A 15,840-nucleotide genomic window follows, 5' to 3' on the forward strand; every position below is an offset into this window, starting at 1 on the left:
CGATGACCGTGACGACATTGGTGGCGCCTCACGGCGGGCACCTGGTAGATCGAACAGCGGATTCTTCACCAGAGTGGGAGCGAGAGCTGCTGTCGGGCAAAACTGTGACTCTTCCTGAGGAATCTCTGGCCGACCTGGAATTGATCGCGGTGGGTGCCTATTCTCCTTTGACCGGTTTTATGGTTCGAGCGGATTATGAGCGGGTGGTGGCCGAGATGCGCCTGCAGGACGGCACGGTCTGGAGTTTGCCGGTCACTCTGGCGGTCGACGAAGATTTCGCCAGGCGGATTCACGCGGGGGAACGCGTGGCTTTAACAGGTCGAGATGGTCTTCCGTATGGGTGGATGGTCATCCAGGACCTGTATCCCGTGGATTCCCGGGTGGAGGCGGAACACGTCTACGGCACGTCCGAGGCCGCTCACCCGGGGGTGGCCAGGTTATACCAGCGGCCCGGATGGCGGATCGGCGGGCCGGTTTGGATGTGCCGACAGCGGGATCGGGGCGTGTTTTCCCGTTACTGGCTCCGGCCGCAGGAGTCCCGGGAAACCTTTCACCGTCGCGGTTGGAGGACGGTGGTGGGGTTTCAAACCCGAAACCCGATACATCGTGCCCACGAATACATTCAAAAATGCGCTCTGGAAACAGTGGATGGTCTGTTTCTTCATCCTCTTGTCGGGGAAACCAAAGCGGACGACGTGCCTGCAGAGGTACGGCTTCGCAGTTATGAAGCTCTGCTGGAGCGCTATTACCCGGCCGGGCGGGTGATACTCGGCGTTTTTCCGGCCGCAATGCGCTATGCCGGGCCCCGGGAGGCGATTTTTCACGCCCTGATAAGAAAAAATTTCGGCTGCTCACATTTTATCGTCGGGCGGGACCACGCCGGCGTCGGGAACTACTACGGGCCGTATGACGCTCAACGGATTTTTACACAGTTTAAAGCCGAAGAACTCGGGATCATCCCGCTGTTTTTCGAGCACGCATTTTTTTGCCGCCGGTGTGAAGGCATGGCCTCAACCAAGACCTGCCCCCATGCCCCGGAAGACCGCGTCGTCTTATCTGGCACCCGGGTCCGGGAACTCCTGCGGGAAGGCCTCTTGCCGCCCCCGGAGTTCACCCGGCCAGAGGTGGCCCGAATCCTGCAGGAAGGTTTGCGGGAAAAAGTCGGGTCGACCGACCGGTAAACGACTTCGGTCGATCTCTTCAAAATCACTCCATGAGGCCGCCTTCCTTGGCAGAAGAAGGACGGCCTGTATTTTTGTTGCCTGGGAAGAGGAAACGGACCTGGAGAAGCGAATACTAGAACTATGGACGAATTGACGATGGGTGTGCTGCATGGACCGGTTATGGAACCTACTGAGCCATTTTAATATCCTGACGGATTTACTGGACATCCTGCTGGTCACCTATGTCCTGTATCGGATGATTCTTCTCATCCGGGGAACCCGGGCCGTGCAGCTGCTCAAAGGCATTGTGGTCATTCTCATCGCCACGGGGCTGAGCAATTATCTTCACCTGCGGGCTATGAGCTGGCTGTTGGACAAGGCCTTGACGATCGGGCTGTTCGCAATTCCCGTGGTGTTTCAACCGGAATTGCGCCGGGCACTGGAACAGCTGGGACGCGGCCGTTTGTTCTCCTGGTCACTGCAGATGGCAAGCAGCGATCGTGAGGTGGACAAGATTGTGACCGAAGTGACCCGGGCGGCGCAGGTGCTGGCGAAAAACCGCATAGGGGCGCTCATTGCCCTGGAACGGGAGACGGGTCTGAGCGACTACGTGGAAACGGGGATCGCGATCGATGCGGAAGTCAGCGCGGAACTTCTGGTGAACATTTTTATCCCAAATACCCCCCTTCACGACGGGGCCGTGGTGGTCCGCCAAGGTCGGATCGCGGCTGCGGGGTGTGTCCTTCCCCTTTCGGACAGTCGGACCATCGATAAACAACTCGGAACCCGCCACCGAGCAGCCGTGGGCTTGTCCGAGCATTCGGATGCGGTGGCGGTGGTGGTATCTGAAGAGACGGGCCAGATCTCCCTGGCTGCCGAAGGTCAATTGAACCGCGATTTAGATGAGCAAGCGCTTCGGGAGATGCTTGGCACGATGCTGGCGCCCCAACGGGGGAGTTTTTCGTTTTTTCATAGGAGGTCATCGGCATGAGAAAGGGCGGGCCGATGGGACGACTGGCCCGAATGTGGAACCGGGAAAATGCGGTTCCAAAGTTGATCGCCTTTGTGCTCGCCGTGTTGTTGTGGTTTGTGGCGGGAGCCGGCACCACCGACACTCCCAGCTCTGTTCTCGCCCCCTCGGCGAAGGTGGTTCACGGGGTCGCGGTGCAGGTGTTGTACGATGAGGGTGCCGTGGTGCCGGTGGGTGGGCAGCCCCAGGTGGACCTGACCCTCCGGGGAACCCGTTTGGACCTGATGTCCCCGCTGCTCGGCGGGATTCGGGCTTTTGTCGACGCCCGGGGTTTGGGGGCAGGGGTGTACGAACTGCCGGTCCAGTTGGAAAATGTCCCTTCGGGGATTCTCTATGACCCGGTATATGCCACCGTTCGCCTGGAGCGGGCGGCTTCCCGGCAGATTCAGGTCACCGTGCGCACCACCGGAACGCCAAAATCCGGCTTCGCGGTGGGGACAATGTCCTCGTCACCGGCCCAGGTCACCGTTTCCGGTCCGGCGGAGGAAGTCAACCGGGTGGCTGCGGTGGTGGCGCAGGTGTCGGTAGACGGTGCAGATCACCCCGTCAAGGGCCGCGTCCCGGTGGCGGCGGTGGATTCGCAGGGGCAGTCGATCACCGGTTTACGGATTGAACCCGATAGTGTGGATCTGGCGGTGGCGGTGGACGCCCAAAGTAAGGTCGTGCCCGTAACCGTGGAATTACGTAATGCTCCCGCCGGAGACCTGGCTGTAGAGTCGTGGTCAGTGCAGCCGAGTAACGTAACAGTAACGGGTCCCCCCGATGTTTTGTCGAGGATCGACCAGGTGACGGGCACCGTCGACGTGTCGGGGATCACCGGGGACCGCACGTTTACCGTTCGTTTGAACGTTCCGGACGGAGTTCGGGCGATCCAACCCGAGACGATTCAAGTCGCTGTACATGTGGTGCCGGGGAAGACCACGAAGGCGGCCCGGGTTCCTGTTCGGGTGGTGGGGCTTGAACCCGGCGCTCAGGCGACGGTGAATCCCCCGGAGGTGAGCGTGACGATCAGCGGTTCCACCTCCCACATAACGGCCATGCAAACTTCTGATTTAACGGCGACAGTGGATGTGACGGGAAAGGGACCGGGAACTTATACAGTCCCCGTGGCGGTGAAGGCGCCCCCCTGGGCGACTTTGGATGACGTTCCGTCCGTTCAAGTGACGATCACCGCACCCCCACCCGCACAATCCGCGGGGGGCGGAAGTGGCTGAGGCCACTGCGGTTGGATGTAAACGAAGAGCAACAATCGATTGGTCGCCCGGCATTGGGCGGCATTTCTTTGAACTTCTGCCGCGCACACTCCCCGACCGCGGCCTCCCCGTGCCCGGGTATTGGCCGGCGGTACTTCTTGTGATAGACTCAGGCAAGAGGTGCTGGAATTCCAGGCACCCTCGGCCCATGAAGGTCCACTGCGACCGGGCTGAAATTCGTCGAACCTGATCCTGTGAGGAAAAAGGGTTGAAATGGGGAGTGGACTTTGGCACGTCTGTTTGGGACGGACGGGGTGCGAGGAGTGGCCAATGCCGATCTGACCCCGGAATTGGCTTTTCGCCTCGGCCGTGCGGCGGCCTACGTGCTGGCTCTCGGGTCGGAAGACGGGGGTGCCGATGAGGACAAGCGTATCGCCGTGGGCAGGGATACCCGGGCGTCCGGTGATCTTTTGGAATCGGCTCTTATTGCGGGTATCCTCTCAGCGGGGGTTTCGGTCCTGCGACTGGGCGTCGTGCCCACCCCTGGCGTGGCACGCTTGACCCGTACCTTGTCCTGTTCGGCGGGGGCGATGATTTCGGCCTCCCACAATCCGGTGGAGGATAATGGCATCAAGTTTTTTGGCGCAGACGGCTTTAAACTTCAGGATGAAGTTGAAGATGCGATCGAGGCAGCGATGGAAGGTGACAGTTGGGCCCGGATTCCCCGCCCGGCTGGGATCGGAGTGGGACGGATTGTAGACGGCCGAGATCAGGTGGCCAAGTATGTCGAATTCCTCACCGAGACGGTCCGGTCTCGCTTCGATGGGCTGAAAGTGGTCATAGATTGTGCTTACGGGGCCGCCTACCGGATCGCCCCCGAAGTGTTTCGGCGGCTGGGCGCCGAGGTGGTGGTCATCAACGATCGCCCCACCGGCGACAACATCAACGTGGGTTGCGGTTCCACCCATCCGGAAGTGATTCAGGAGGCGGTTCTCCGCCACGGTGGGGAGGTCGGTCTTTCCTTTGACGGCGATGCGGACCGGTTAATCGCCGTGGATGAAAAAGGGGAGCGGATCGATGGAGATCATATTCTCGCCATCTGCGCCAGGCGGTTGAAACAGCACGGGGAATTGGATGGAGATACCGTGGTGGCGACGGTGATGAGTAACGTCGGCCTGGAGAAATCCCTGAAGCAGGCTGGCATTTCTTTGGTACGCACGGCGGTGGGGGATCGTTATGTCATGGAGGAAATGGTCCGAGGCGGCTATGTCCTCGGAGGTGAACAGTCGGGTCACATCATTTTTCTTCGCCACAACACCACCGGAGACGGGATTCTCACTGCCCTCCAATTGGTGGACACCATGGTGGCTTCAGCCCGACCGCTCAGCGAGTTGAGAGAGGTCATGACCACCTACCCGCAAAAACTGGTGAATGTGCGGGTGGCGGACAAGCATGAGTTGGGGGGCAACGTCTCCATTCGCGATGAAATCCGCCGGGTACAAGAGCAGCTTGGCCGAGATGGGCGTGTGTTGGTGCGTCCCTCGGGAACCGAGCCCTTGGTGCGGATCATGGTGGAGGGCCCGGATGCCAGTGCGGTGGACGCCGCCGCGAATCGGTTGGCCCGGGTGATTCAGCGGGAGTTGGGGAGCGGAGATGGCCCGGTCACACCGTGACATCGGATTTTCGTTTGAATATAAGCCTGGCGGTACGCTCAACGGGCGCGGGGCATAAGGTGATAGAGGGAGATCGGCTTCTCGCGCGCTGATCGAGATTCCGAGGGCTCCTGAAAGGCCTCGCTCGGAAAGGCAGATGGGGGGCCGACAAAGGGGGTGGGAGATGGAGAGCGAGGAGTCGGTGGCCGGATCGCTTGGTGGCCAGACGCAGTGTTTACCACAGGATTCGACTTGACGTGAAAGCGCCTGGACTGTCCGGGGAACGGGTTGAAGGCGGACAGTTGACGAGGGGGAGGTTCATCGAACCATTCGGCGGATGCCTCCCGGCGCATCCTGTCGCCGTGACGAAAGGGGAAAAACCTTTGGTGACAAAGGCAATAAAGACCTTTCGAACAGGAAGTGTGGACGCGGGTCAGGTATGACCTCGCGGTGCGAATGACGGGTGCCCCCGGGAATTCTCTGGCGGGGGCGGCCCCGCGCCAGGGAGATCCGGGGGCTAAAGGAGGACGGGCTCCGGGTGTGTGGGATTGTCGGATATATCGGGGAACGGCAGGCACAGCAGGTGTTGTTGCACGGATTGGAGAAATTGGAATATCGAGGCTATGATTCGGCGGGCATCGCCGTATTTGACGGCCAAGCTATCCGGGTGAAAAAGAAGCTGGGGCGGTTGGCCAATTTGGAGAACACGTTAAACGGTCACGGGTTGCCCGGGGTTTTGGGCATCGGTCATACGCGGTGGGCGACCCACGGAAGGCCATCGGACGCCAATGCCCATCCCCACGGTGACTGCACCGGCCGGTTCGTCGTGGCGCACAACGGGATTATTGAAAATTACCTGCGCCTGCGGCAGGAGCTGATACAGGCCGGCCACCAGTTTCGCTCAGAGACGGATACGGAAGTGGTGGCGCACCTGGTTGAATCCTTGTACGATGGGGATTTGTTGCGGACGGTGTTCAAGGTTGCCGCGAAGCTGCGAGGGGCCTACGCCCTGGTCGTGATGAGCGCCGAAGAGCCGGGCAGGCTGGTGGCGGTCCGTAAACACAGTCCCTTGGTCGTGGGCCTCGGAGATGAAGAGAATTTTGTCGCATCGGACATTCCCGCCCTTCTCAATTACACCCGCAATGTGTATGTGCTCGAAGAAGGAGAAGTGGCGGACATCACTGCAAAGGCGGTGCACTGTTATCGATTGGACGGCACCCCGGTCAGCAAAGAAGTTCTGACAGTGACCTGGGACGTCGATGCGGCAGAAAAAGGCGGATACGAGCATTTTATGCTCAAAGAGATCTATGAGCAGCCAAAGGCAGTGGCGGACACCCTGACGGGTCGTCTATCCGACGACAACCGGGCCGTTTTGCCGGAACTCCACTGGACCCTGGGGATGGCACGCGGAATAGACCGCATTCATATCGTGGCCTGCGGAACCGCCTATCACGCGGGGATGGTGGGAAGGCAGATCCTGGAACGCCTGACCCGCATTCCCGTGGAAGTCGAGGTGGCTTCTGAATACCGGTACCGGGATCCCATCTATACGGATCACACCTTGGTGCTGGTCATCAGCCAGTCCGGGGAAACGGCAGATACGTTGGCGGCCCTGCGGGAGGCCAGGGCCCGGGGTGCCAGGGTGGTGGCCGTGACAAATGTGGTGGGGAGTTCCGTGGCCCGGGAAGCGGATGATGTCATCATCACCTGGGCCGGGCCAGAGATTGCCGTGGCGTCGACCAAAGCTTACACCACCCAGTTGGTGGCACTGTATCTGTTTGCATGTTATCTGGCCCAGATTCGGGGCGCGGCCGATCCCGCGACGATCGAGGAAGTGTTGGCGGGTCTTCGGGATCTCCCGGATGCTGTGTCCAAGGTGCTGGACACGGCCCCGGCGATGAAAGCTTTTGCTCAGCAGTTTGCCTGGAAGGAGAGCGCGTTTTTCATCGGCCGAGGTCTCGACTACGTGGCCGCCCTGGAAGGGGCGCTCAAGCTCAAAGAGATCTCGTATATTCACGCCGAAGCTTACGCGGCCGGTGAATTGAAGCACGGCACCCTGGCGCTGATCGCCGAAGGGGTGCCGGTGATCGCCCTGGCCACCCAGGATCACCTGTACGAGAAGACGGTGAGCAATATCAAGGAGGTCAAGGCCAGGGATGCCCACGTGCTGGCCCTGACCTGGACGGGGGACGAGGAGATGGCCTCGGTGGCTGACGAGGTGCTCTACCTGCCCCGGGTCAGTCCGTGGCTGGCTCCGGCGGTGGTGGCGGTACCGCTGCAGTTGCTCGCCTACTTTGCGGCTGTTGAGCGAGGGAACGACGTCGACAAACCCCGCAACCTCGCCAAGAGCGTGACGGTGGAATAAGCAGGGGATAATAAAAAGTGTCCATGAAGCCGAGCATGGAGGGGTTTTTCCTGAAACCATGCTGGGCTTTTTCTTTTGAACCGTGGTATACTGGGATTGAAGGACTGAATGGAAAGTATTCGCTGAGGGGATGACATTAATGACTGTGAAAGAGAGTTGCCGAAATTGCGGCGGCACTTCATTTGTCCAAGCTACGGATTATGTAAACCTGCGACCGCTCGATAAGAAAATTTACACGGTTTGTCTTGATTGTGGAGAGGTTTTATCCATAAAAATTAAATATCCTGAAATATTGAAATAAATTTCACCGAATGGATGAAAAAGAAAAAGAAGTGGATTATCGGATACAGGGCTTATTTGGACAATTCTTCTGGGTGACCTTTTTGGTACCGCCCGCGATGCGACAACGCCTCTTCGACCACTGGTTTGCCCGACTGCATTCGTTCTCCGGCGATGTAATGACCGCCGGCCCGCTGCAGGAGCCGTAAGTTGTCCTCCGAGACGAATCCCCGGTCCACGACGGTGAGCACCCGCCCCAATTTCCAACCGATCAGATCCCTTTTCACTTGTTCGACACGGGTGACGTCCGCTGTGTTGCCCGACCACACCCAACAACGAATCGAGATGCCTTCTCGCGTGACGGCCAGACCGATCACCATCTGAACCAACCGATGATCCTTGGAGTGGCCACGCCGGCGCAGAACATACCCGCTCTCTTCGTCCTTTTTGTCTTTCCGCCGAATAATCAGGTTTATCGCCGTGGTCGCGGTGCGTCGACAACTCGACGCCGGTCTGCGGCAGCCTGCACACCGGCGCCCGTGGTGGCGCCCATCACTGCTCCGAGAGCGATGCCCAGAGTGGACGATTGGTGCAGACCGGCTGCCGTAGCGACCAATGCCCCCATTCCAGCGGATACGAGGTGGGCGCCGGATGGCCGGCTGAGAAACAGCAGTGCGAGAAAGAGAGCGGGTAGGGCGAACCTCAAAGCCTCGGAGACGTGAGCTGGAATCATCCCGCCGATCAACGCACCGGCGGCTGTCCCTGCCACCCAGGATAAGTAGCAGGTGAACACCAGCGCGAGGTGTGGGCCGGGCTCGTGGGGGCTCTCCCGCACCCGGGACCCGGTGAGGGCAAAGACCTCGTCGGTGAGTCCGAAGGCCGAAAGCCATCTCGCCTTCGCGGACCAGTGGAGGAACGCCGGCCCCAAAGCGGTCCCGTACAAAACGTGTCGGGCATTCACCAGCAGGATGGCCAGGACCGTGGCAACGACCGGGCTGCCCGATAATGCCAGACTCAACAGCATGAACTGAGCGCCCCCGGCGTATACCCAGGCCGAGATGAGTAGGGCGATCCAGCCCGGTACCCCTTGGTTGACGGCGAGGGCACCGAAAGTCATGGCGATGGGAAAGTACGCCGTGACCACGGGCAGGGCGTCGCGCAGAGCCCTTTGAATCGGCGAATGGGTCATCTTTCTTCTCCTCTCATAACCAATACATCGCTGCGGTATAGCACAGAACGCCAAGGACAACCGTGGGGAACAGACGCCGGGACCACCAAGCGAACAAGGCGGTGGGGACGGCGGCGATTAAAGCTGGGTTCTCAAGATCTAGCGCCACTCTGCCATCGCCAGAAAGAAAGAGGACGGGCCCGAGAAGCGCTCCCAAGACTCCGGGGGTGACAAAAGACAGCCATCGCCGGACGCCGTCGGGCCAAGGGGCCCGTCCGCCCAACGCCAGGGACAGGGCCCGGAGAAGATAGGTTCCCAGACCGATGAGCAGAGTTTCAACCACCAGAGAGGACAATCCTTTACGCCCCCTTTCCAAATGGCTACTGAGTAGTATATCATATCGGTAAGCGTTATAACATACAGAACCCTGCAAAATCGGCCGGGAAGTGCATCAGAAGGGGGGATGGATGTTGGAGCCGGTTGATTTCTCTCGGCGGATCGGGCAGATCCTTCGGTCCCTGCGCAGGGACCGGGGGTGGACCCTGGACAAGATGGCGGCGGTCACCGGAGTCAGTAAACCCATGCTCGGGCAAATTGAGCGGGGAGAGTCGAATCCCACCGTGGTGACCCTGTGGAAGATCGCCACCGGGCTGGGGGTTCCGTTTTCGACCTTTCTTCGGGATCCAGATGACCCTCGGGTGGCCATCGTCCCGCAGTCCCGGCAGCCGGGAGTGAAGGACGACGACGGCGGGTACGTAGTCCGCAGTCTCGTCACCGCCGCTGATCCCCAGCCCGCCGAGCTATTTCATGTTTTCTTAGCGCCGGGCTGCACTCACCGGGCTTCCGCCCATGGAGCCGGAGTCACAGAACTCATCTGGGTACACAAGGGCCGGTTGGATCTGGAAGTCGGAGGGGAGGTCTACTCCTTGGATGAAGGAGATGCGGCCCGGTTCGTTGCCCATCTCGACCATCGATATAAAAACCCCGGGACGGAAGACTGCTCTTGTCTCATTCTTTTGCTCTACCCGCATCTGCCCGGTGTTTCGTGGCCATAAAAAATGTCCAGACCCGCAGGAGTGCAGGTTTGGACATACCGCGCCGGTTAAGTTCCCCCGGACGGCCCAGGAGTGGGTCCAGGGTTTTGAATGATTATTCAATATCGAGCTTTTTCCCGCGCTCCCCTTCTTTATGCGTCTTCGGGAAGGTCAGGCGCAGGACGCCATCCCGATAGGTAGCCTTGCCTTCGTCGATGTCCACCTCGACGGGGAAAGCGATAAACCGCTCGGTCTTGCCGTAGGAGCGCTCCCGACGATAATACTTTTCGTTCTTTTCCTCAGTTTCCTCTTCGACTTTCACGGCGATGGCCACTCCCGATTCCGTGACCTCCACCTCGATCTGGTCCCGTTTCAATCCCGGGAGTTCCGCCTCCACCTCCAAATGGTCCCCTTTATCCTTCACATCCACCGCAAAGGAACGATCAAAAAATGCCGGAAACGAAGCGGGCAGGGTAAACAGGCTGTTCAAGTCGCGATCCTTGCGAAACCAATCGGGCAAGTAACGCATGGTCAGGTTCCCCTTTCCCAGGTGGAGTGTTTTTCCTTTTTTATTATGGCTCAATCTGAGTCTGTCCAACAGGAACAAAGGTACTACTCATCCGTGGGATGACCGAACTAGTTCAAAAGTCCTGTCTTCATAAATCTTCCCTGAGAAAATCCTACTATCCTGAAAATCAATGAGCACTAAGGGTGTTTTTAAGGCATACCAAACTAAGCCCTGTGATATGCAGGGTGTCGAACGGGCGTTTCAATGTTTTGAGTGTACGTTTAGGCCACCGGTTTTACGGATACTTCCATACCGAGTGATTGCAACTTTCGGATGGCCTGTTTTATAACTGCATCTTTTCTACGTTCCTCGTAATATGTTGGACCGAGTTCGATATAAGGATGCCGCCGTTGTAACATGTGATACACGATCGTTAGGATGCTATGGGCCACTGCGACTGCTGCACGATTTTTTCCTCGTCGAGCTGCAATTCGATGATATTGTGTAGACAGGTATGTGTTCTTGGTTCTCGCCGCCGCACGTGCTGCTTCCACAAGCGCTGCTCGGAGCTTTTGGTTCCCTTTACGCGTTTTCCCCGACTTTCGTTTCCCCGCACTCTCGTTGTTCCCTGGAGCCAATCCTGCCCATGAACACAGATGGGCCGCAGACGGAAATTGAGCCATGTCCGTCCCGATTTCAGCGAGAATCTGCTCCGCTGTCCGTCGACCGACACCGGGGATTGTGTCTATTAACTCCAGGTCCTCCTCAAAAGGGAGCATACGCCTCTTGACCTCTTCGTCGAGCCGGGCAATTTCTTCATCCAGATAATCGATGTGGCGCAGTTGGGCGGCTAACATCATTCGTTGGTGTTCCCCCATCAGCCCGTTCAGCGCCTTTTGTAGTTCTGGCTTCTTCGTCTTCATCCGACCCTTGGCCAACTCGGACAATACCTCCGGATTCTTCTCTCCATCGATCATTGCCTCCAGTATCGCCCGCCCGGACTTGCCAAGCGTGTCACTGGCTACTGAGGACAATTTAATATTGGCGCCTTCAAGTACCTTTTGAATCCGGTTTACTTCCCTGGCTCGCTCTTCAATTAGGCTCCGGCGGTAACGAATGAGTTCCCTCAACTCCCGTTGTTCACGGTTAGGGATGTAACTGGCTTGCAGCAGCCCATGGCGGAGTAATCCGGCGATCCACTCTGCATCCTTCACATCGGTCTTACGGCCCGGAACATTCTTCATATGCTTGGCATTCACCACGAGCACGTTGAACTCCGCTGATTCCAGAAGGTTATAGATCGGCTTCCAGAACGAAGCGGTGCTTTCCATTGCAACATGGGTACATCCGTGCTTCCCGAGCCAATCGACCATCTCCAAAAGATCGTCGGTCATCGTAGAAAAGGTACGAATCTCTTTGGTTTCGGGCGTCAGCACACAAGCAACAACCATCTTCTTGTGAACATCGAGGCCGCAGCAACGGTCGTACACGACATCCATGTGAATCCTTCCTGGTGGGCTGGTAAGATTAAAGGGCTGGTGCAACGACCATATCCGATCATTCTATCCTACGTGCTTCCCAATGCGGGAGCGACATTCTGTGGTGCACCTGGTCGTCGTAGTCAGTCTATTCCGCGGGCTCAAGGCACCAAGCAGTGACGACCTGCCTTCGCCAGCCACCAAGGAAACAATTCAACACCAGGCCATTTTCATCCTTCTGCTGGTGCCGCCCCGGCGGCATGGCAGTCTATTCAAGAAAAAGGTTACCCGGGAGGAGGAATGTATGGGGGTGAAGCTCCACGTCTTCAATGAGGCCATCCGGCAATTTGTACTGTTTTTTGCCGACCCGGCGGCTGAGGTCTGTGACTGCAGCTGGGCGATTTTTCGGGTGGACGTGCAGGCGGTGGTTCAGGAGAAGGATATGATCCGGAAAGGGCTTTAGCTGGTGCAGGATACCCCCGGCTTGCGCGAGGGGGGCCGATGCGTGTACCCTAGCTACGAGACACACTTGATCGTGCCTCGAAGGATGAGAAGATAGACTCGGACAAGCCTCGGTGGTTGAAGGGGTTGGGCAGAAAAGAGATCGTCGGGTAAGGCCGGCCGGGGGCCACCGACGGAGAGAGACGGAGATGGCGGAGGGGAACATGAAGAAAAGCAGAATGTTTTGGCTGTCCCTGGCGGTGGTTTTCGCCCTCGGTGGCACTTTTGGGTTGGGGTATTGGCAAGGGGTGCGCAGTGCCCAGGGGGATCTCCGGGCGCAAAGCCCCGGAGAAGGATCGCCCGCCGTGGCGGCGGCCGCAGCGCCCATGCATGTACTGCTCATCGGATACGATGCCCGGCCGGGGCAGAATTATGGGAACACGGATACGTTGATTGTGGCCAGTTTTGACCCCCAGGTGGGGCGCCTGGCGATGCTTTCGGTACCCCGGGACACCCGGGTGGCGATTCCCGGGCACGGGTATGACAAAATCAACGCGGCCATGATGATCGGTGGCGTGAAATTGACGGAGCAGATGGTGAGTTCCCTGGTCGGCGTTCCTCTCGACCATTATGTGCGGGTGAATTTTGAACAGTTTAAAGGTGTAATCGATGCTCTGGGCGGGGTGACCGTGAATGTCGACAAGAATATGTATTATGTCACCGGAGACGCCCAGGATGGGGTGATCAACCTGCACAAAGGGGTCCAACATTTAAACGGGGATCAAGCCCTGCAGTTCGTTCGCTATCGTCAGGATCCCCTGGGGGACATCACCCGGACCCAGAGGCAGCAGGAACTCCTCAAAGCCCTGGCCGATCAAGCTCTGCAGCCGTCCACCATCGTTAAGCTTCCGGTGGTGATCCCCCGGGTGATGCAGGCGGTGGACACCGATTTCTCGCTGTTGGAGGTGCTCAAGTTGGCACGGATGGCCGGTGGCATGAGCGGGCAGCAGGTGATCGGTGAAACGCTTCCGGGCCAGTTTTTGAACCTGAATGGCGTGAGTTATTGGCAGGTCGACCCTGGGCAGGCCAAGCAGGTGATGGCTGAACTCGATGAAGGGAAACGGGTGAGCCAGGTCGTGGAAAGCCCCGGAGGAGGAAGCGGCTCTTCGACAACCGACGGTTCATCGGCCCCAGGCGGTGGAACCGGCGGTTCGCCGGGAACGGACGGCTCTTCGGGAGCTTCGGGTTCCACCTCCGCCAGTGGGTCGAGTTCCGGGGGAAGCCAGACACCCACTGCGACGGTGTTGGGGCAAAATGTTCACGTCCGCAGTGGGCCGGGCACCAACTATCGAATCATCGGGTCGGTAGCCGGCGGGGAGACGGTGACCCTGATCCAGCAGAGTGGCGACTGGTGGCTGGTGAGGACGCCGGATGGGATGAAGGGGTACATGTCGGCGGCATGGCTGCGGGTCGACTAGCCGGTAATCTGTGATACCCGTCACAGGTCCAAGGCGGAGCGGGTGGTACGCTCGGAGCGAGAAGTGCGTTCCGACCGGGGCTCGGGGATGGTCGCGGGGCGGACGCCAGATTCGTCGCGGGGGGCGAAGATGGATGAAATGGGTCATTCCTCGGGAACACGGGGCGTGGATGATGTGGATCGGACCCCTAGTGATCGGGATTGCCGCGACGCCGTGGAACCCGCTCCAGATCCTGCTCGCCGGTGCCAGTTTGTTCGCGTTTATGACGGCGGAGCCATTCCTCCAGGGGCTACGCCAGCCCGGGCGTCGGGGCTACTGGTGGCGATGGGCTGCGGGGTATGGAGTGGTGGCCGCCGCCTTCGGCGTCCCGCTTTTGGTGGCGGAACCGCGTCTGGGGTTCGTGGCCCTCGGGGCCGGGGTGTCCCTGGCGGCGAACAGTGCCTTTGCCCTGGTTCGGCAAGATCGGCACTTGTTGAACGACTTTTTCGCCATGGCCGGGCTGGCGCTGACGGGAATCGCCGCTTACCTGGTGGGGCGGGGGAGTGTGGACGTCCGGGGCTGGATCTTTTGGGCCCTGTGCGTCGTGTATTTTTTCGGGACGGCGCTGTATGTGAAATCTTTGATTCGGGAGCGGCGCAATCGGAGGCTCAAGTGGGCGGCCAACGCATATAGCACGATGTTGGTTTTTGCGGCGCTGGCCTTGGGGTGGACGGCGGCGGTGGCCTGTCTCCCGGCGGCCGTTCGCGGTTGGGCGATTGCCCAAGATCGACCGCCCCAGGTGAAGACGATCGGTATTTTGGAAATCGGAGTATCGGTTTGGTTCGTGATCTGGATGACCGTGTGGCTGCGGAATTTTGGAGGTGTGTGATGCCTTCGCCCCCCAAAACGTCGTCCGGCGGTTGAATTTTTTTCAAAAACAATGTATGGTGAATGTGACGATTGAGGTCAAGGAAGCGAAGCTGGAAAAATACCAACCGTCCGGTCGGTAGGGAAAGGGGTGGCGGGGAGTGAATGCGGCCATTCGTCCGATTTCGTTGACCACACCGTTCCCGGTGGGAGCGGTGAATGCGTTTTTGTTGCGGGATGACCCCGTGACGTTGGTGGATGTGGGGCCGAAGCTCCCCGATGCGTGGGAAGGCCTGGCAGATGGCCTTCGCAGGGCGGGGTGCGAGTGGCGGGACATCGAGTACGTGGTCATCACGCATCCCCACGTGGATCATCACGGCTTATTATCCCGGGTGCTCGATGCGTCCGGGGCAACGGCTTTGGTTCACCCAGATGCCGAGAGGCGCGTGCTCAGCCCGCGCCTGGCTGCGGAAAGTGAGGCGATGTATTTTGAGCCGTTTCTCACCGCCAGTGGGGTGCCCGAGGAGATACGGGGGCTCATTGCCGAACATCAGCGATTGCTGCAGGAGTACGTGGATGGGGTGGATGAAGTCAAGACGGTAGAGATCGGGGCTCGGCTGGAACTGGGCGGGCGGGAATGGAGGGTGTTGGATACCCCGGGCCATTCGTCCGGACATTTGTCGTTGTTCGATGAAGAGGAAGGGGACCTGATCGCCGGGGACCACCTGTTGCCGCATATTTCGTCCAACGCCTTGTTGGAGGCCCCGCGGCATCCCGGGGGCGAGCGGGCCAGAAGCTTGATCGTATACATGGAAGCGCTGAATATGGTGGCCGCCTTACCGGTGAAACGGGTCTACCCCGGCCACGGTGAGGTGTTCACCGGAGCGGCGGAATTGGTGGATCGGCGGCTTCGGGGATATGAACGGCGGTGCAGCCAGTTGCTCGGCTGGTTGGGGGAGCGGCCGCACACGGTGTTTGAGCTGGTCAGACGCATGTTTCCCCGGTTGAGTCGGGGAAACTGGTTTCTGGCCGTGTCGGAGATCGTGGGCCATTTGGATGTCCTGCAAGCTCGGGGGCAGGTGGGGATCGAGGAACGGCGCGGGCTCTGGTATTATCGGGTGGAACCGGGTCGGGAGGTGCGATCTGCAGCTCAAAGCGGCTGAAACGAGCCGCAGTGACGTGCGGAAAAGGCGGGAATTCCTGGC

The 15,840-nt window shown here is 59.3% G+C and carries 14 protein-coding genes and 1 pseudogene; 10 read left to right on the forward strand and 5 right to left on the reverse strand.

Annotated features, from left to right (window positions below):
- Positions 1-2: 2 nt before the first annotated feature.
- The 5 genes from sat to glmS all read left to right on the forward strand — a co-directional run bounded on the left by sat (position 3) and on the right by glmS (position 7,403).
- Positions 3-1,181: a sulfate adenylyltransferase gene (gene sat / locus BTUS_RS01010; protein WP_041303522.1), complete on the forward strand. Its 1,179-nt coding sequence runs from the start codon at positions 3-5 to the stop codon at positions 1,179-1,181.
- A gap of 151 nt (positions 1,182-1,332) precedes the next feature.
- Positions 1,333-2,154: a diadenylate cyclase CdaA gene (cdaA, locus tag BTUS_RS01015; protein WP_013074267.1), complete on the forward strand. Its 822-nt coding sequence runs from the start codon at positions 1,333-1,335 to the stop codon at positions 2,152-2,154.
- Positions 2,151-3,407: a CdaR family protein gene (locus tag BTUS_RS01020; protein WP_013074268.1), complete on the forward strand. Its 1,257-nt coding sequence runs from the start codon at positions 2,151-2,153 to the stop codon at positions 3,405-3,407. Before cdaA ends, BTUS_RS01020 begins: the two co-directional genes overlap by 4 nt.
- Positions 3,408-3,673: 266 nt before the next feature.
- Entirely contained in the window at positions 3,674-5,059 is a 1,386-nt protein-coding gene (gene glmM / locus BTUS_RS01025; RefSeq protein ID WP_013074269.1) for a phosphoglucosamine mutase, read from the forward strand.
- Between the two features lie 517 nt (positions 5,060-5,576).
- Entirely contained in the window at positions 5,577-7,403 is a 1,827-nt protein-coding gene (glmS, locus tag BTUS_RS01030; RefSeq protein WP_013074270.1) for a glutamine--fructose-6-phosphate transaminase (isomerizing), read from the forward strand.
- 383 nt (positions 7,404-7,786) lie between these two features.
- Here the strand turns inward: glmS and BTUS_RS01035 are convergent.
- The 3 genes and pseudogenes from BTUS_RS01035 to BTUS_RS01045 all read right to left on the reverse strand — a co-directional run.
- Positions 7,787-8,113 (reverse strand): annotated as a pseudogene (locus BTUS_RS01035) (IS1634 family transposase); the annotation flags it as partial.
- 41 nt (positions 8,114-8,154) lie between these two features.
- A complete protein-coding gene (locus BTUS_RS01040; RefSeq protein ID WP_013074271.1) occupies positions 8,155-8,871 on the reverse strand; it encodes an AzlC family ABC transporter permease in 717 nt (238 codons plus the stop codon).
- A gap of 13 nt (positions 8,872-8,884) precedes the next feature.
- Positions 8,885-9,205 (reverse strand): AzlD domain-containing protein, encoded by a 321-nt coding sequence (locus BTUS_RS01045; protein WP_013074272.1) that lies wholly within the window; start codon positions 9,203-9,205, stop codon positions 8,885-8,887.
- Positions 9,206-9,317: 112 nt separating this feature from the next.
- Between BTUS_RS01045 and BTUS_RS01050 the strand changes: the two genes are divergently transcribed.
- Positions 9,318-9,905, forward strand: a complete 588-nt coding sequence (locus BTUS_RS01050) for a helix-turn-helix domain-containing protein (RefSeq protein WP_013074273.1) — start codon at positions 9,318-9,320, stop codon at positions 9,903-9,905.
- Between the two features lie 94 nt (positions 9,906-9,999).
- On the opposite strand, the gene BTUS_RS01055 is transcribed toward BTUS_RS01050, so the two are convergent.
- Positions 10,000-10,413, reverse strand: a complete 414-nt coding sequence (locus tag BTUS_RS01055; RefSeq protein ID WP_013074274.1) for an Hsp20/alpha crystallin family protein — start codon at positions 10,411-10,413, stop codon at positions 10,000-10,002.
- A 260-nt stretch (positions 10,414-10,673) separates the two neighbouring features.
- Complete coding sequence (locus BTUS_RS01060; protein WP_013074275.1) at positions 10,674-11,891, reverse strand: IS110 family RNA-guided transposase; 1,218 nt, start codon at positions 11,889-11,891, stop codon at positions 10,674-10,676.
- Between the two features lie 100 nt (positions 11,892-11,991).
- On the opposite strand from BTUS_RS01060, the gene BTUS_RS17810 reads away from it, so the two are divergent.
- From BTUS_RS17810 to BTUS_RS01075, 4 genes are all read left to right on the forward strand, one after another.
- Positions 11,992-12,333, forward strand: a complete 342-nt coding sequence (locus BTUS_RS17810) for a hypothetical protein (RefSeq protein WP_013074276.1) — start codon at positions 11,992-11,994, stop codon at positions 12,331-12,333.
- 202 nt (positions 12,334-12,535) lie between these two features.
- Positions 12,536-13,789, forward strand: a complete 1,254-nt coding sequence (locus BTUS_RS01065; RefSeq protein ID WP_013074277.1) for an LCP family protein — start codon at positions 12,536-12,538, stop codon at positions 13,787-13,789.
- A 133-nt stretch (positions 13,790-13,922) separates the two neighbouring features.
- Positions 13,923-14,657, forward strand: coding sequence for a YwiC-like family protein (locus tag BTUS_RS01070; RefSeq protein WP_013074278.1), 735 nt, complete (start codon positions 13,923-13,925; stop codon positions 14,655-14,657).
- Between the two features lie 139 nt (positions 14,658-14,796).
- Positions 14,797-15,798, forward strand: coding sequence for an MBL fold metallo-hydrolase (locus tag BTUS_RS01075; RefSeq protein WP_013074279.1), 1,002 nt, complete (start codon positions 14,797-14,799; stop codon positions 15,796-15,798).
- Positions 15,799-15,840 lie beyond the last annotated feature (42 nt).

This window comes from Kyrpidia tusciae DSM 2912, assembly GCF_000092905.1.
GTDB lineage: Bacteria > Bacillota > Bacilli > Kyrpidiales > Kyrpidiaceae > Kyrpidia > Kyrpidia tusciae.

Bases quoted from the DNA above. Each gene is read 5' to 3' on its own strand.
- sat (WP_041303522.1), top strand. From the start codon at position 3: ATGACCGTGACGACATTGGTGGCGCCTCACGGCGGGCACCTGGTAGAT.
- cdaA (WP_013074267.1), top strand. From the start codon at position 1,333: ATGGACCGGTTATGGAACCTACTGAGCCATTTTAATATCCTGACGGAT.
- BTUS_RS01020 (WP_013074268.1), top strand. From the start codon at position 2,151: ATGAGAAAGGGCGGGCCGATGGGACGACTGGCCCGAATGTGGAACCGG.
- BTUS_RS01040 (WP_013074271.1), bottom strand. From the start codon at position 8,871: ATGACCCATTCGCCGATTCAAAGGGCTCTGCGCGACGCCCTGCCCGTG.
- BTUS_RS01050 (WP_013074273.1), top strand. From the start codon at position 9,318: ATGTTGGAGCCGGTTGATTTCTCTCGGCGGATCGGGCAGATCCTTCGG.
- BTUS_RS01055 (WP_013074274.1), bottom strand. From the start codon at position 10,413: ATGCGTTACTTGCCCGATTGGTTTCGCAAGGATCGCGACTTGAACAGC.
- BTUS_RS01060 (WP_013074275.1), bottom strand. From the start codon at position 11,891: ATGGATGTCGTGTACGACCGTTGCTGCGGCCTCGATGTTCACAAGAAG.
- BTUS_RS01065 (WP_013074277.1), top strand. From the start codon at position 12,536: ATGAAGAAAAGCAGAATGTTTTGGCTGTCCCTGGCGGTGGTTTTCGCC.
- BTUS_RS01070 (WP_013074278.1), top strand. From the start codon at position 13,923: ATGAAATGGGTCATTCCTCGGGAACACGGGGCGTGGATGATGTGGATC.